The 15436-nt window shown below is 63.2% G+C and carries 13 protein-coding genes; 3 read left to right on the forward strand and 10 right to left on the reverse strand.

The features are described from left to right. Window positions 1–156 precede the first annotated feature (156 nt). The 5 genes from AC5RTB_RS14480 to AC5RTB_RS14500 all read right to left on the reverse strand — a co-directional run bounded on the left by AC5RTB_RS14480 (window position 157) and on the right by AC5RTB_RS14500 (window position 5370). Window positions 157–558, reverse strand: a complete 402-nt coding sequence (locus AC5RTB_RS14480; protein WP_494061760.1) for a cytochrome c oxidase subunit 4 — start codon at window positions 556–558, stop codon at window positions 157–159. Beyond that, the gene (ctaD, locus tag AC5RTB_RS14485; RefSeq protein WP_494061761.1) at window positions 559–2280 is read right to left on the reverse strand and encodes an aa3-type cytochrome oxidase subunit I; all 1722 of its coding nucleotides are present in this window, start codon (window positions 2278–2280) and stop codon (window positions 559–561) included. 4 nt (window positions 2281–2284) lie between these two features. After that, complete coding sequence (gene ctaC, locus AC5RTB_RS14490; RefSeq protein ID WP_494061762.1) at window positions 2285–3166, reverse strand: aa3-type cytochrome oxidase subunit II; 882 nt, start codon at window positions 3164–3166, stop codon at window positions 2285–2287. A gap of 220 nt (window positions 3167–3386) precedes the next feature. Beyond that, complete coding sequence (locus tag AC5RTB_RS14495; protein ID WP_494061763.1) at window positions 3387–3770, reverse strand: HesB/IscA family protein; 384 nt, start codon at window positions 3768–3770, stop codon at window positions 3387–3389. Between the two features lie 199 nt (window positions 3771–3969). Continuing rightward, window positions 3970–5370, reverse strand: a complete 1401-nt coding sequence (locus tag AC5RTB_RS14500; RefSeq protein WP_494061764.1) for a dipeptidase — start codon at window positions 5368–5370, stop codon at window positions 3970–3972. Window positions 5371–5430: 60 nt separating this feature from the next. Between AC5RTB_RS14500 and AC5RTB_RS14505 the strand changes: the two genes are divergently transcribed. Continuing rightward, a complete protein-coding gene (locus AC5RTB_RS14505; protein WP_494061765.1) occupies window positions 5431–6018 on the forward strand; it encodes a DUF3043 domain-containing protein in 588 nt (195 codons plus the stop codon). A gap of 72 nt (window positions 6019–6090) precedes the next feature. Here AC5RTB_RS14505 and AC5RTB_RS14510 read toward each other — a convergent pair whose 3' ends face one another. Beyond that, complete coding sequence (locus tag AC5RTB_RS14510) at window positions 6091–7167, reverse strand: quinone-dependent dihydroorotate dehydrogenase (RefSeq protein WP_494061766.1); 1077 nt, start codon at window positions 7165–7167, stop codon at window positions 6091–6093. Between the two features lie 65 nt (window positions 7168–7232). On the opposite strand from AC5RTB_RS14510, the gene AC5RTB_RS14515 reads away from it, so the two are divergent. Continuing rightward, window positions 7233–8327 carry an alpha/beta hydrolase gene (locus tag AC5RTB_RS14515; protein WP_494061767.1) on the forward strand — a complete coding sequence of 365 codons (1095 nt, stop codon included), beginning with the start codon at window positions 7233–7235 and terminating at the stop codon, window positions 8325–8327. Here AC5RTB_RS14515 and AC5RTB_RS14520 read toward each other — a convergent pair. From AC5RTB_RS14520 to leuA, 3 genes are all read right to left on the reverse strand, one after another. Continuing rightward, window positions 8294–9085, reverse strand: a complete 792-nt coding sequence (locus tag AC5RTB_RS14520; RefSeq protein WP_494061768.1) for an isoprenyl transferase — start codon at window positions 9083–9085, stop codon at window positions 8294–8296. The genes AC5RTB_RS14515 and AC5RTB_RS14520 overlap by 34 nt on opposite strands. Continuing rightward, window positions 9082–9831: a DNA repair protein RecO gene (gene recO, locus AC5RTB_RS14525; RefSeq protein WP_494061769.1), complete on the reverse strand. Its 750-nt coding sequence runs from the start codon at window positions 9829–9831 to the stop codon at window positions 9082–9084. The genes AC5RTB_RS14520 and recO overlap by 4 nt, the downstream gene beginning before the upstream one ends. Before the next feature lie 73 nt (window positions 9832–9904). Continuing rightward, on the reverse strand, window positions 9905–11635 hold the full coding sequence (leuA, locus tag AC5RTB_RS14530) for a 2-isopropylmalate synthase (protein WP_494061770.1): 1731 nt from the start codon (window positions 11633–11635) through the stop codon (window positions 9905–9907). Window positions 11636–11864: 229 nt separating this feature from the next. On the opposite strand from leuA, the gene AC5RTB_RS14535 reads away from it, so the two are divergent. Next, window positions 11865–13814 carry a M13 family metallopeptidase gene (locus AC5RTB_RS14535; RefSeq protein WP_494061771.1) on the forward strand — a complete coding sequence of 650 codons (1950 nt, stop codon included), beginning with the start codon at window positions 11865–11867 and terminating at the stop codon, window positions 13812–13814. Between the two features lie 6 nt (window positions 13815–13820). Here the strand turns inward: AC5RTB_RS14535 and AC5RTB_RS14540 are convergent, their stop codons facing one another. Further along, window positions 13821–15344, reverse strand: coding sequence for an LCP family protein (locus tag AC5RTB_RS14540; protein ID WP_494061772.1), 1524 nt, complete (start codon window positions 15342–15344; stop codon window positions 13821–13823). Between the last annotated feature and the right edge of the window lie 92 nt (window positions 15345–15436).

Raw genomic sequence — 15436 nt, forward strand, 5'->3', positions numbered from 1 at the left:
GGGCGCCTGTAACCGACCCGTATGAAAGTGGACCGGTCTGGTCAGTTCATTCTATCGCTCGGCGCCTATACACCGAGCAGCAGTGAGGTACCAGGACGCACGAAAGACTCCACACCGAGTGTGTGGAGCCTTTCGTCCGTGCAGTGCCTGCTACGCCTAGTGGGCGTGGTCTCCCCTGCTGTATTCGTAAACCCAGCCGACGAGTGCGATGGCTGCGAGCCCTGCGGAGATGTAAAGAATCCACCAACCGGCGGCGAGACCAAGGAAGCCGCCTGCTGCTGACAGTCCGAGTACCAGCGGCCACCAGCTCCAGGGGCTGAAGTGTCCCTGTTCCCCGGAGCCTTCGTGGATTTCAGCGTCGCGGCGATCCTCCGGGCGGAGGCCAACACGCCGCCCCGTGAAGCCCAGGTAGAAGCCGATCATTCCGGCGAGGCCACCCACAAGGAGGATGCCGAGAATGCCAACCCATTCGGACCAGTTGGTCAGGAATCCGTAGACGAGGGATACCGGGACAAAGAAGGGTACGCCCCAGAAGAAGAGCCGAGTTTCTACCTTCACTTACGCGTCCTTCCGATCGGCGGATCCCAGCAGCTGGCCTGCCGGTGAACTTGGGGTATGCCACTGTGCGAGCTCTGGGTGGTGCAGGTCCAGCGCGGGCCGTTCAGAACGGATACGGGGCAGCGACGTGAAGTTGTGCCGCGGCGGCGGGCACGAAGTTGCCCACTCCAGTGATGCTCCGAAGCCCCAGGGATCATCAACCTCGACCTTGGTTCCGCTGCGCCAGGTCACATAAACGTTCCAGAAGAACGGAATCAGTGAGGCGCCGAGAACAAACGATGCGATGGTCGAGAACTGGTTCATTGCGGTGAACATGTCCTCGGGCAGGTAGTCGGCGTACCGACGGGGCATCCCGATGACACCGAGCCAGTGCTGGATCAGGAACGTGCCGTGGAAGCCGAGGAACAGGAGCCAGAAGTGGATCTTGCCCAGACGCTCGTTGAGCATCTTGCCGGTCCACTTCGGCCACCAGAAGTAGAATCCGGCGAACATCGCGAACACCACGGTGCCGAAGACCACGTAGTGGAAGTGGGCAACCACGAAGTAGGTGTCAGAGACGTGGAAGTCCAGCGGCGGTGAGGCAAGAATGATTCCGGTCAACCCGCCGAAGAGGAAGGTGACGAGGAACCCGAGGCTCCAGAGCATCGGGGTCTCGAAGGTAATCGATCCCCGCCACATAGTGCCGATCCAGTTGAAGAACTTCACTCCGGTAGGTACTGCGATCAGCATGGTCATGAACGCGAAGAAGGGCAGCAGCACCGCGCCGGTCACGTACATGTGGTGTGCCCACACAGTCACCGACAGTGCAGCAATGGCGATCGTCGCGTATACAAGACCCTTGTAACCGAAGATCGGCTTGCGGCTGAAGACCGGGAAGATCTCGGAGACGATTCCGAAGAACGGCAGCGCGATGATGTAAACCTCGGGATGGCCGAAGAACCAGAAGAGGTGCTGCCAAAGGATGGCACCGCCATTGTCCGGGTCGAAGATATGCGCACCGAACCGGCGGTCAGCGCCGAGCGCGAAGAGTGCGGCGGCCAGCGGGGGGAATGCCATCAGTACGAGAATCGACGTGACCAGTGCGTTCCAGGTGAAGATCGGCATGCGCCACATCGTCATGCCGGGAGCGCGCATGCAGATGATCGTCGTGATGAAGTTGACGGCGCCCAGGATGGTACCGAAGCCGGACAAGGCGAGGCCAAAGACCCACAGGTCACCACCAACGCCCGGTGAGAATGTTGTGTTCGACAGCGGCGCGTACGCGAACCACCCGAACGACGCGGCTCCCTGCGGAGTGATGAAGCCCGAAACGGCAATTGTGCTGCCGAACAGGAAGAACCAGAAAGCCAAAGCGTTCAGCCGCGGGAACGCGACGTCAGGAGCGCCGATCTGCAACGGCATGATGACGTTGGTGAAGCCGGCGAACAGCGGGGTTGCGAACATCAGCAGCATCACTGTGCCGTGCATGGTGAACAGCTGGTTGTACTGCTCCTTGGTCTGCAGGATCTGCATACCCGGCTCGAACAGTTCGGCGCGGATGACGAGCGCCATCACTCCACCCAGGCAGAAGAAGACAAACGACGCGATCAGGTACATGTACCCGATCGTCTTGTGGTCAGTTGAGGTGATCCAGTTGACGACGATGCGTCCCTTGGACCTCGGGACCACCCGCGGCGCAACAGTAGTGCCGGCGTCCGTAGCGGTGTATTCGTAAGTAGACATCTAATTAATCACGCCCAATTTGCTCGTCGGCTCCACTGGGGTCCTCGCCGGTAATGGTCTGCGGATTGCGGTCGTACTCTTCGCCCAGCTGGCCATCCTCAAGGGTTTCCAGATGCGCTCGGTATTCCTCTTCGGAAACAACGGCCACGTTGAACAGCATTTCCGAGTGGTACTCGCCGCACAGCTCGGCACACTTGCCTTCGAAGACGCCCTCACGAGTTGGTGTAAGGGTGATGTAGTTTTCCCGCTCCGGGATCATGTCGCGCTTCTGAAGGAAGGCCGGAACCCAGAAAGAGTGAAGAACGTCACGCGCGTTGAGGCGGAACTCGACCGTCTGGTTGACAGGAAGGTACAGCGTCGGCAGAGACTCAGGAACTCCCGGCTCACCGTTGAGCTGCGCCTGAACGCCGGAGTCGTACTTGTCCTCGAGGACGTAGTTGAAGTCCCACGACCACTGCTTCCCACGGACGTCGATGATGACATCGGGATCCTCGACGCGGGTGTCAATCGCCTGCTGATCGCGGTCGGTGAAGTAGAAGAACACCAGCACCATGAACAGCGGGATGGTCAGGTAGAACACTTCCAACGGAAGGTTGTAGCTGATTTGGCGCGGGTAGCCGGTCTCGTCCCGACGACGGCGGTACGCCACGATGCACCAGATGATCAGGCCCCAGGTGATCACGCCTACTACCAGGGCGGCGATCCAGGAGTTGACCCAAAGGTCAATGATCCGGCCGGTGTGGTCGGTGTTGTCGCGCTCAGCGGGCAACCAACCTTTTTGGACTTCTGATGAACAACCAGACAAGAACAGCGCAGCCATGACCACGAGGCTTGAGACCTTGAAAATCTTTGCGCGTCGGCTGCCGGTTCGGTCCTGCGAACTCACAGACGGCCCTTCCTTTTCTTACGTGCGGTGCCACCGACGGTGGCAGCATCTTTGGTGCACGCCGCTACTTGAGCTACTGCTCAAATGCGATGCACTTTCAGTTTTACTACTCACTGTAGAGCTTACCTGTAACGGCAGCCATCGTGTGACAACAAAGCCCCCGTCACGTAGCCGTTTTGGATACGTGACGGAGGCTTTATCATCTGCCGGTGTGAGGTTCCTAGTGGAAGGAATCGCCGCAGGCGCAGGAACCGCCTGCGTTCGGGTTGTCGATAGTGAAGCCCTGCTTGGAGATGGTGTCCTCGAAATCGATGGAGGCTCCCGCGAGATAAGGGACGCTCATCCGGTCGACGATTACTTCCACGCCGTCGAAATCCCTCACTGCATCGCCGTCGAGCACACGCTCATCGAAGTAGAGCTGGTAGATCAGTCCGGAACACCCACCGGGCTGAACTGCAACCCGCAGCCTGAGGTCGGTGCGACCCTCCTGCTCCAGAAGACTCCGTACCTTGTTGGCCGCGACATCTGACAGGTTGACCTCGTGTACCGGCAGTTCGGTGTCTGCGGCCGTCTCAGTGGTCGGTTCGCTTGTTGATGTGCTCATGATGTGCGTTCTCCTTAGCTTTGTGCCTACCCCGCCGGTTCCGTGTCTGCAACTACGACGACGGCGGCATATGGCCATTAGCACCTCGCGGCGCTGTCCGTTCCATGGTACGTCCGGTCGTCACGGCCTGCCCAGCTATGTAACGAAACGTGCACTCGAAACATTCCGTCGCCCGGGGCGCTGCCGGGCACGCCGTGGGTCAGCCGGCGTCGTTGAACCGGGCGAGCATCAGCGCCTCGGCCAACACCGCGCGCCTGAACTCACCCAGATGGAGCGATTCGTTGGCGCTGTGCGCCCTAGAATCAGGGTCCTCCACTCCGGTCACCAGTATCTGCGCGTCGGGGTAGACCTCCGTCAGATCTGCAATGAACGGTATGGATCCGCCGATCCCGGCCTCAACGGCGTCCGTCCCCCAGGCTGTCCGCAGCGCCCACATGGCGACCTGGGCGGCAGGCCTGGTGGTGTCGGTGGAGAAAGGATTGCCGGACTCTCCGGGGGTGAATGTGACAGCGGCGCCGAACGGGGCGTTGACCTTCACATGGCGTTCGACGGCGGACATCGCCTCCTGTGGGTCCTGCCCGGGTGCAAGACGAAGGCTGAACTTCGCCCTCGCGCTAGGCAGCAGAGTGTTTGACGATACCGCCACGCTTGGAGCATCGATGCCGATGATGGAGAGCGCGGGTTGGGTCCACAACCGTGAAGCAAGGGAACCGGTGCCCGCCAGCTGCACGCCGTCAAGGACGGACGCGTCCGCGCGGTAATCCGCCTCAGGGTATTCCACCTCGGCGGTGTCTGTAGCAAGCAGGCCTTCGATGGCGACGCTGCCGTTGTCGTCGTGCAGGGTTGCAATCAGCCTGGAGAGCAGCGTGGGCGCGTCAAGCACCGGGCCGCCGAACATACCGGAATGCACCGCATGTTCGAGAACCCGAACCTCAATCGTGCCGTCCACCAGCCCGCGCAGGCTGGTAGTGAGCGCCGGTATACCGACCTTCCAGTTACTCGAGTCAGCAACCACGATGACGTCGGATCGCAAGAGCTCGCGGTGTTCCTCCAGGAACCGGCGGAAGGTGGGAGACCCGGCCTCCTCTTCGCCTTCAATGAACAGGGTGATGCCAACGCCGAAGTCATCACCCAGAACATCGGAGACCGCACGGAACGCGCCGATGTGCGCCATGATGCCGGCTTTGTCATCGGCCGCTCCCCTGCCGTATAACCGGCCCCCACGCTCGTGTGCGACGAAGGGCTCGCTCTCCCACAATTCCGGCGCCCCGGGCGGCTGCACATCGTGGTGTGCATAAAGCAGAACGGTCGGCTTCCCCTCAGCAGCGGGGCGCTGCGCGACGACGGCAGGTCCGCCTGGTGCGCCATTGTTGTCCACGCGCAGGATGCGAACGTCCTCGATACCTGCAGAACGCACGAGCGACGCGACCGCTTCCGCACTCCGGTCGAGCTCTGCCGGGTCGAACGCTTCCCATGCCACGCCCGGGATGGCCACGAGTGACTTCAGCTCCTCGACTGTGCGGGGGAACGCGGAGTCGACGCTGGAACGCAGGGCAGCAACGGTGGTGTCCGACAGTGCCTCGGTAGATAGCTTGTTCATGCCACCGAGCCTACACACGCGGGCGGAAACCGCTGCCCCGGGGACGGGTATCCTAGAGGAGTGTTTGGACGAAAAAAAGACGCTGCCTTTGTTGAGACTCCCGCTGAGCGAACTGCTGAAGAGCAGCGCCTGAAGGCGGTGGGCAAAGGCGCGCCTACGCCGAAGCGCAGTGTCCAGCAAGCAGCACGCAAGCGCCCGCTCGTTCCCAACGACCGGAAGGCAGCACGCGAAGCCAACCGGCTGGCCCGGCGCGAGGAACAGATGCGCATGCGCCGCGCCCTCGAGAGCGGCGATGAACGGCACCTGCCGTTCCGCGACAAGGGTCCTGCGCGCCGCTTCGTCCGCGACTATGTGGACGCACGGTGGAACGTGGCTGAGTTCCTGATGTTTGCGGCGCTGGTCTTCGTTTTCCTCAGCTTCATCCCGAACCTCACGCTTCAGGGTTACATCATGCTCGCCTTCTGGGTGATCATCGTTGCCGTCGTCATTGACTGCCTGCTCCTGCGCCGCAAGCTCAAGAAGCTCCTTACTGAGAAGTTCGGCGAGCCCGGGCGCGGTGATCTCTGGTACGGCATCTCACGCGCCATGCAGATCAGGCGTCTCCGGCTGCCCAAGCCGCAGGTAGGCCGCGGCCAATACCCCGCCTAGAGGAAGGTCCGCCCGTTCAGTCCACGTTCGGCCCGCTCACGCCAAACCGGCAGCCTCAGCGTACGAGGATTGTCAACGGCTCAGGGCCACGCGATTCTTCAGAGCGCGGTTGATCGAGGCGGCCCAGAACGGACCTTCGTAGAGGAACGCAGTGTAGCCCTGCACAAGCGTGGCCCCGGCCTCCAGGCGGTCACTGACGTCCTCGGCGGTTTCCACCCCGCCGACCGAGATCAGGGCCAGTTCCGGCCCGGCCGCCTGACGCAGGCGCTTCAGGACTTCCAGCGAACGCTCCTTGAGCGGTGCGCCGCTCAAGCCACCGACGCCGCATGCCATCACGGTTTCGTCGTCGGTGGTGAGTCCTTCACGCGTAACGGTGGTGTTGGTGGCGATGATGCCGTCCAGTTCCAGCTCCAGTGCCAGCGATGCAACCTCGTCAATATCCTCATCGCTCAGGTCGGGGGCGATCTTCACCAGCAGCGGCACGTGCCGGCCCGCACTCTCATCCGCTGATTTCCGCACGGCTTTCAGGAGCGGTCGGAGGGAACTGACGCTTTGCAGCAATCGAAGACCGGGCGTGTTCGGTGAGCTGACGTTCACCACAAGGTAGTCGGCGAGCGGAGCCAACGCCTGCGCGGAGATGCGGTAGTCGGCAACGGCATCGCGCAGGTCGACCGTCTTTGTCTTGCCGATGTTCACACCGATGACCGGTCGCTGTGTCGGATAGCGTCGCTCAAGAATCCGCCGTGCTGCGGCGATCCGTGGCGCGACGGCGGCTGCGCCGTCGTTATTGAATCCCATCCGGTTGATGACCGCACGGTCTCTCACCAGGCGGAACAACCGCGGCTTGGGGTTGCCCGGCTGGGCCTGCCCCGTGATCGTTCCGACTTCGATGTGGCCGAACCCCAGGTCCGCGAGGGCGGCAATGCCGTGACCCTCCTTGTCGAAACCGGCGGCCAGACCGAACGGCGACGGAAAGGTGACGCCAAACGCCGTCGTGGTCAGTTCCGGGGCCGGCTGCGTGATGCGGCGCAGTACGCTGGCGGCCGGCGTCTTGCCCGTCCACCGGATCAGCCGGAAGCCGACGCGGTGCGCGCGTTCAGGGTCCATGCCGCTGAAAACGACGCGAAAGAAGACGGGATAAATACGCATGGTTCAAAGTTGCCACGGCGCCCGCCGCTTCACCAAGTTGATGATTGCATCGATATCCTCGATTCATGGGCATCAACTGGCAGCCGGACCATCTCGGTGATGGCTTTGCCCTCACGGAGCTTGAACTCGGCGCGGATGATGAGGGCCCCTGTGTTGCAACGCTCGTCTCCTATACGCCGCCCCCGGTCGAGGCCCCGACCGACTTCCTGAGTACAGCGCAACGGATGCTGAAGCTTCCCGGCCGGCGCGGTGAGGCCGCCGAACCGGTCCAGGCCGTGCTGTACGTTCACGGCTGGAGCGACTACTTCTTCCAGCACGAGTTGGCGCACTTTTTCACGGAACGGGGAATCGCGTTCTATGCGCTGGACCTGCGTAAATACGGACGAAGTCTCAGGCCGTGGCAGACACCGGGGTATGTGACGGACCTGTCGGGTTACGATGATGACATCGACGCCGCGCTGGCCGCCCTCGCGGAGGACATCGAAACCGGAACCGGGGCACCGCCGTCGGGAATCACCCTGATGGCGCACTCCACCGGGGCGCTGGTCGCATCGCTGTGGGCCCACCGTTTTCCCGGGCGGGTCTCCAACCTCGTTCTCAACAGCCCGTGGCTGGACGTCCAGGGCAGTGCGATACTGCGCACCACTACCCAGGGCCTGCTGGATCCGATCACCCGGTTCAGGCCGAAGGCACGTCTGAAGTTGCCGGAGTTCGGCTTCTACTGGCGAAGCATCAGCAACCAGGCCGACGGCGAATGGGAACTGAATGGTCAGTGGCGGCCGCAATTCGGGTTTCCCATCCGGGCGGGTTGGCTCACCGCGGTGCTGACCGGGCACGCGCAGGTGCGCCGGGGACTCTCGATTGACGTCCCGGTTCTGGTTCTGGCTTCCTCGCGGTCAACCATCAGTCCCGTGTGGAACGACGCGATGCTCTCCTCCGACAGTGTGCTTGACGTGACTGTCATGACGCAGCGCGCGCTCCAGCTTGGACCCCATGTCACGGTGTGCCGGTTCGACGGCGCCCTTCACGACACGCTGTTGTCAGCGGCACCGGTGAGACAGAAGGTGTACGCGGAACTTGATCGGTGGATGCACTGCTACGGCAAGGCTGTAGCGGAGAGCGAAGATCAGACCCGGGCCCGGTCCACTGCTCCACCGTAACGGCGGTCACGGGCGGCATACTCCTCAACCGCCTTCCAGAGGGTGCGACGGTCAACGTCTGGCCAGAGGACATCCATGAACACCATTTCGGCGTAGGCCGACTGCCACAGCATGAAATTGGACGTGCGCTGCTCGCCCGAGGTCCGGAGGAAGAGGTCAACGTCCGGCAGGTCCGGTTCGTCCAGGTATCGCTGGATCGTGCTTTCCGACACCGATGATGCCTTGAGCCGCCCGGCCGCGACATCCTCGGCGATGGCGCGCGCAGCGTCGGCAATCTCCGCCCGTCCTCCATAATTGACGCACATTGTGAGGGTGCAGACCGAGTTGGACCGGGTGCGTTCCTCCGCCACCTCTAGTTCGTTGATGACGGAGCGCCAGAGACGCGGGCGACGTCCGGCCCACCGTATGCGTACTCCCCACTCGTTGAGCTGGTCGCGCTGCCGCCGCAGGACGTCACGGCTGAACCCCATCAGGAACCGCACCTCGTCCGGGGAACGCTTCCAGTTCTCCGTGGAGAAGGCATACACGCTGACGTGACGCACACCAATGTCAATGGCACCGGCCATCACGTCAAGCAGTGCCGCTTCACCCGCCCGGTGTCCCTCGGTACGGGGCAGACCGCGCTGGTTCGCCCAGCGTCCGTTTCCGTCCATGACAATCGCCACGTGCGCCGGAACCAGTTCGGCGGGGATCTGCGGCGGGAGCTCGCCGCTGGGGTGAGGCCACGGCTGCAACGGCTCGCTTTGGGATGTTGTCACACACGCTCCACATGTTTAAGGGCCTTAACTGCTCGTTCCAGATGCCACTGTACGTAGGCGGCCACCAGTCCCGCACTTTCCCGCCGCGCATAATCCGCGGCGGCGTCAGCCACTGCCCAGTCGCCCGACAGCAGGGCGCCCAGCAGGGTCATGGCTTCAGGGGACGGTGACGCCGCGCCCGGCGGCCGGCAAGAGGCGCACACGGCTCCGCCCAGGGCGGCCGAAAATGCCGTGTGCGGGCCCGCTGCGCCGCACCGGGCGCAGTCGGTGAAGCTTGGCGCCCAGCCGGCCGTTGCGAGTGCGCGCAGCAGATAGGAGTCCAGGATTAGCTCCGACGGGTGGAGCCCTCTGCTCAGAGCGGACAGGGCGCCGATAACCAGACCGTACTGTGCTCCGGCTGACTCGCCGTCGGCGTCCGTAAGCTTTTCAGCGGTCTCAGCTATTGCAGCCGCTGCCGTATAGCGGGAATAGTCGGCCGCGATACCGTGTCCGTAGGCGCCACGCGTCTGGGCCTGAGTGACGACGTCGAGCGTGCGTCCGGCGACGAGTTGAAGATCAACCGTCATGAATGGTTCAAGGCGTGCCCCGAATTTGCTGCTCGTTCGCCGAACACCCTTCGCAACTGCCCGGACCTGGCCGTGCTCACGGGTCAGGAGCACAATGATGCGGTCGGCTTCGCCGAGCTTGTACGTACGAAGGACGACGCCTTCCGTACGGTAGGTCCGCGACGCGAATGATCTGGCCACGTTCTATTTTCCCACCCGTACGGCCGGGTGCTGCCGTCGCCGCGCCCGACCCCCGGATTCGTGTCCGGGAACGCTAGCTACGGTCCCGAATGGCACGATTGACCGCGGAAACGACTGCCTTCAGGGATGCCATGGTCGAGTTGGAATCGATGCCGATGCCCCAGAGCACCCGCTCTCCCACCGCGCACTCCACGTACGCGGCAGCGCGGGCATTCCCGCCTGAGGAGAGTGCATGTTCCGTGTAGTCAAGGACGCGTACGTCGACGCCGTCCTGACCGAGGATCGATACGAGCGCGTCGATCGGTCCGTTGCCCTGCGCGGTGCGCCGCTGCTGGACGCCGTCAATCAGGAGCGTCGCCGTCAGATTGAAGCGCCCGTCCTCGGAGGCGTCAGTGTTGGTGGAGGTGAGCACATAGTGCCCCCAGGAACCGTTACGCGACGGCAGGTACTCGTCCTGGAAGATCTCCCACAGCGCGGCACCACTGACTTCACCGCCGACGGTATCCGTGCGGCGCTGCACGACTCCGGAAAATTCGATCTGTGCCCTGCGCGGCAGGTCCAGGCTGTGCTCGTGCTTCAGCAGATAGGCGACGCCACCCTTGCCGGACTGGGAGTTCACGCGGATCACGGCTTCGTAGGAGCGCCCGATGTCCTTGGGATCGATCGGCAGGTACGGTACCGCCCAGGGAATTTCCTCGACCGTTTTTCCAGCGGCGGCAGCGTCCTCTTCCATCCGCTCGAAGCCCTTCTTGATGGCGTCCTGGTGTGAACCGGAGAAAGCGGTGAATACCAGGTCTCCACCGTACGGTGAGCGCTCAGGCACGTTGAGCTGGTTGCAGTACTCCGCCGTGCGGCGGATGTGGTCCATGTCCGAGAAGTCGATCTGCGGGTCGATGCCCTGCCCGTACAGGTTCATTCCCAGCGTCACGAGATCGACGTTCCCGGTTCGCTCCCCGTTGCCGAACAGGCATCCCTCGATGCGGTCAGCACCGGCAAGGTAGCCGAGTTCAGCCGCTGCGACGCCGGTGCCGCGGTCGTTGTGCGGGTGAAGGGACAGGATCACGGCGTCCCGGTTGGCCAGATTCCGGCACATCCACTCGATGGAGTCGGCGTACACGTTCGGCGTGGCCATCTCAACGGTTGCCGGCAGGTTCAGAATCATCTGCCGATCGGCGGACGCTTCGAAGACAGCGGCGACCTCATTGGAGATGCGCGCGGCGAATTCGAGCTCGGTGCCGGTGAAGGATTCCGGGGAGTACTCGTAGGTGATGTGCGTGTCACCCATGTTCTCCTCGAACTTCCGGCACAGCCGCGCACCGGTCAGGGCGATATCGACGATGCCGTCCATGTCCTGGTTGAACACGACCCGGCGCTGGAGCACCGACGTCGAGTTGTAGAGGTGCACGATCGCGCGGTCTGCGCCCTCAAGGGACTCGTAGGTCCGCTCAATGAGGTGTTCACGCGCCTGGGTGAGTACCTGGATAGTCACGTCGTCCGGAATGCGGTCGCCCTTGATGAGCTGGCGGACGAAGTCGAAGTCGGTCTGCGACGCCGACGGGAAACCGACCTCGATTTCCTTGTAGCCCATCTTCACGAGCAGGTCGAACATCTTGTGCTTGCGTTCGGGGCTCATGGGGTCGATAAGCGCCTGGTTACCGTCACGGAGGTCTACGGCGCACCAGCGCGGGGCCTTGGTGATGGTCTTGTCCGGCCAGGTCCGGTCCGGGAGTTCCACGGTGATCTGATCCTGGAACGGGACGTACTTGTGGAATGGCATTCCGGAGGTTTTCTGTGCATTGCGCATGGCGGTGGGGGCCTTTCCTTGGGTGAGCTTCTCAGGCTCTGGCTTCACAGGATGGCGGCCGGCAACACAAACTCCGCAGCGGGGGTTCGGCCTGCGATCGGGTAGTCATGGTGTGACTAGCCGGTCGGTTGAGCCCCGCCACGGCAGCTAAGAAGAAGCAGCTCTGCGCGCACAATTCAACACTAGCACGGCCCCTAGGATGAGAAGACGCACCAACGAAGGAGCTTCCATGACTGCAACAGGCATCAATCTCTCGAACGTCGATCCCACCGTTCGCCCGCAGGACGACCTCTTCCGCCACGTCAACGGCGTCTGGCTTCGGAACACGCCCATTCCTGATGACCGCGCCCGGGAGGGCTCGTTTTCCCAGCTCGCGGACGCAGCTGAACTGGCCGTGCGCGCCATCGTCCAGGACGCGGCAGCCGACAAGGACGACGACGGCGACCGCTTCCGTATCGGCGCCCTGTTCGCGGACTTCATGGACACCGCGCACCTCAACAGGGAGGGCGCAGCACCGGTCCAGCCGCTGCTCACCGCGATTGATGCGGCTGGCACGATCGAGGAATTCGTCCGGCTCGACGCCGAACTGACGCGCTCCGGCACCGCCGGAATAGTTCTGCCCTACGTCAGCAATGATGCCGGCAACCCTGAGCGTTACCTGCTGCACCTCTACCAGTCAGGCCTCGGGCTGCCCGACGAGTCCTACTACCGCGAGGGCAAATTCGAAGAGGCACGCCTGGCCTACGTCGAGCTGCTCCACCGGCTCTTCGAGCTCGCAGGACGCCCGGAGAGCGGGGCAGCGGCAGCCAGCGTCTTCGACCTCGAGGCAAGACTGGCGTCGTCACACATGGACACTGTGACCCGGCGCAATCCGCAGGCGACCTACAACCTTCGCCGCATCGCGGAACTGACCGGCCACGCTCCGCATCTGGGGAGCTGGCTCACGGAGCTGGCTGCCGGCGTCGGGCTTGGCGACGAGGTGATCGTCAACCAGCCGGCCTATGTGGCCGGGCTGACGGAGGCGCTGGACGAGGTCCCGCTGCCCGTATGGAAGAACTGGCTCGCCGCAAGGGTACTGCTGCATGCAGCCCCCTTCCTCAGCGACGAGTTTGTTGACGCCCACTTCTCGTTCTACGGGACCAAGCTCAGTGGCACGCCGCAGCTGAAGGAACGCTGGAAGCGCGGAGTTGCTGTTGTCGAAGGAGCTCTCGGCGAGGCGGTCGGTCGCGAATACGTTTCCCGCCACTTCCCGGAAACGCACAAGGCCACCATGCAGGACCTCGTTGACAACCTTCTGGCTGCATACGGTGAGAGGATCACCCGGCTGGACTGGATGAGCGCTGACACGCGCCAGCGGGCGCTCGAGAAGCTGCAGCTCTTCACGACCAAAATCGGTTACCCGGAACGCTGGATCGACTATTCGAACCTGAGGATCACGCCGGGCGACCTCCACGGCAACGTGCGGAGGGCAACCGAGTTTGAGACGAACCGGCAGCTGGCAAAGCTCGGCGGTCCCATCGACCGCGGCGAGTGGCACCTCACTCCGCAGACAGTCAACGCCTACTACATGCCGACCATGAACGAGATCGTCTTCCCCGCCGCAATCCTGCAACCGCCGTTCTTCGACGCCGACGCGGACCCCGCCGCGAACTACGGGGCAATCGGGGCCGTCATCGGTCATGAGATCGGGCACGGATTCGACGACCAGGGCTCCCAGTTCGACGGGGCGGGAGCCCTGCACAACTGGTGGACCGAAGCGGACAGGACAGCGTTCGAGGCACTCACCGGCCAGTTGGTCAGTCAGTACGCCGAGCTGGCGCCCACCGAGGCTCCGGATCACCCGATCAATGGAAAACTCACCCTAGGCGAGAACATTGGTGACCTCGGCGGACTGGGAATCAGCCTCGCCGCGTACCTGATCAGCCTCGACGGAGCCGAGCCGCCCGTCATAGACGGCCTGACAGGCATCCAGCGATTCTTCTACTCGTGGGCGGAGTGCTGGCGGCAGAACATCCGTCCCGAAGAGGCAGCGCGCCGCATCGCCATCGATCCTCATGCGCCGAACGAGTTCCGGTGCAACCAGGTGGTGCGCAACCTGGACGAATTCCACAACGCCTTCAACGTGACGCAGACGGACGGACTCTGGCTCGCTCCCGAGGACCGCGTCAGGATCTGGTAACCACCGTCAGGACTGGCAGGTGACCTGGGCGGCTGTCTGGCCGCGCAGGTCCCCGGCCACGCCCTCCGTCTTGATCGTCTTTCCCTCGGTGAAATCGCTCCCGACGGACAGCTGAAGCCCAACAGTGTTGGCGCTCGGAATCACCTGGACTTCAGAGAGTCCGAACAGTTCGGCGACCACGGGCGCGATCCCCTCGTAGCCGGGACCCACAAACAGCTGGGTAGCCGGGCGATCGTCGCCCTCCGAGACGGCCGCCTGGGTGTATCCCTCCTCAAGAAGTACGTCCTGCAGTTCCTCCCCGCGCTCCGATTCCCCGGACGCGTTGAGCACGGTGATGGGCACCAGCGCGGGATCGAATCCGAGCTCTTCCTCGGTCGGGGTGGGCTCGGGTTCCTGGGTGGGCTCCGGCTCGCTGGACGGATCGGTGCTGGGGCTTGCACTCGCTGAGGGTGAGGGCTCCTGTGCCGGCTTGGTGATGTCGCGGTCGGCGCGGAGCGCCTCAAAAAGATCATCCGCCTTGTCTTCGTCCAAAACGAGGCGGTTCACATCGGGTTCGTAGGGAACGACAGGGACCGTCACGAACGCAACATTGCCGAGATCGACCTGCTGCAGGCGGCCGGCAAGTTTGAGCAACTCGGGGATTTCGACCAGGCCGTCGTCGACCGTGAGGTTTTGTGTAACCGCTTCGGCGATCGAGTACAGGCGCGGGATATTGCTCAGCGTGCCTTCCTCCTTGACCTTCCGTGCCAGCGAGGCAAGGAAAGCCTGCTGGGCGCGGATGCGTCCTTCATCTCCTCCGCTGCCAAAGCTATGCCGCGTGCGCAGGAATGCCAGCGCCTGCTCCCCCTCGATCTCGCTGGTACCGGCGTCGAGCTTCAGCCCCGAGTATTCGTCGTCGACTGCCTGGTTGACACAGACCTCTACACCGCCGACTGCTTTCGACAATTCGGTCACCGCTTTGAAGTCGGCCATCATGAAGTGGTCGATCTGGAGTCCGGTGATTTCGTTGATAGCCGCGACTGTGCAGCCGGGACCGCCGTTCGCCAGCGAGCTGTTGAGTTGACCCAGCGCCATGGAGTCGCTGCTCGCACCGGTGTCGGGGTTTACGCATTCCGGCAGCGGGACCAACAGGTCACGGGGAAAACTCACCATCGTGACGTTGCTTCGGTCTGCGGACATGGTCATGAGCATCATGACGTCCGCCTGGCCCTCTTCATCCTCGGGCTCGTCACCGCCCTGTCCCGCCCGGGTGTCACTACCGATGATGAGAATCTGAACAGGATCCCTGCTCAGGTCCACCGGCAACTGAGTCTCACCTCCTGCCCCGAGGTTCAGGGGCTCCGTGGCCACGTTTCCCTGCAGGCGAAGCACGGAGAACGCAACGATTCCCACGGCCGCCACGAGCGCGGCGACGAGCGAGATGGCCACGATCTGCAGGACACGCGGCCGTCCTCTGCCGAGATGCCGTCCGCCGGTCCCCAGCCGGATGCCATCCGGGGAGCCAGTCCGCTCACCGCCGGATTCACTCATGACGCTCGGCCCTTTCGAGTTGGTTCTAAGACTTGTTGCCCCTGCGAACGGGACATCTGTAGGTCAACGAGCACCTGCTGCCCGAAGTGCCC

This window comes from Arthrobacter sp. M71 S08, assembly GCF_059089725.1.

Excerpts from the sequence above, each read along its gene's own strand:
- ctaD (WP_494061761.1), bottom strand. The coding sequence starts at position 2,280 with ATGTCTACTTACGAATACACCGCTACGGACGCCGGCACTACTGTTGCG.
- AC5RTB_RS14495 (WP_494061763.1), bottom strand. The coding sequence starts at position 3,770 with ATGAGCACATCAACAAGCGAACCGACCACTGAGACGGCCGCAGACACC.
- AC5RTB_RS14500 (WP_494061764.1), bottom strand. The coding sequence starts at position 5,370 with ATGAACAAGCTATCTACCGAGGCACTGTCGGACACCACCGTTGCTGCC.
- AC5RTB_RS14535 (WP_494061771.1), top strand. The coding sequence starts at position 11,865 with ATGACTGCAACAGGCATCAATCTCTCGAACGTCGATCCCACCGTTCGC.
- AC5RTB_RS14515 (WP_494061767.1), top strand. The coding sequence starts at position 7,233 with ATGGGCATCAACTGGCAGCCGGACCATCTCGGTGATGGCTTTGCCCTC.
- AC5RTB_RS14540 (WP_494061772.1), bottom strand. The coding sequence starts at position 15,344 with ATGAGTGAATCCGGCGGTGAGCGGACTGGCTCCCCGGATGGCATCCGG.
- leuA (WP_494061770.1), bottom strand. The coding sequence starts at position 11,635 with ATGCGCAATGCACAGAAAACCTCCGGAATGCCATTCCACAAGTACGTC.
- AC5RTB_RS14510 (WP_494061766.1), bottom strand. The coding sequence starts at position 7,167 with ATGCGTATTTATCCCGTCTTCTTTCGCGTCGTTTTCAGCGGCATGGAC.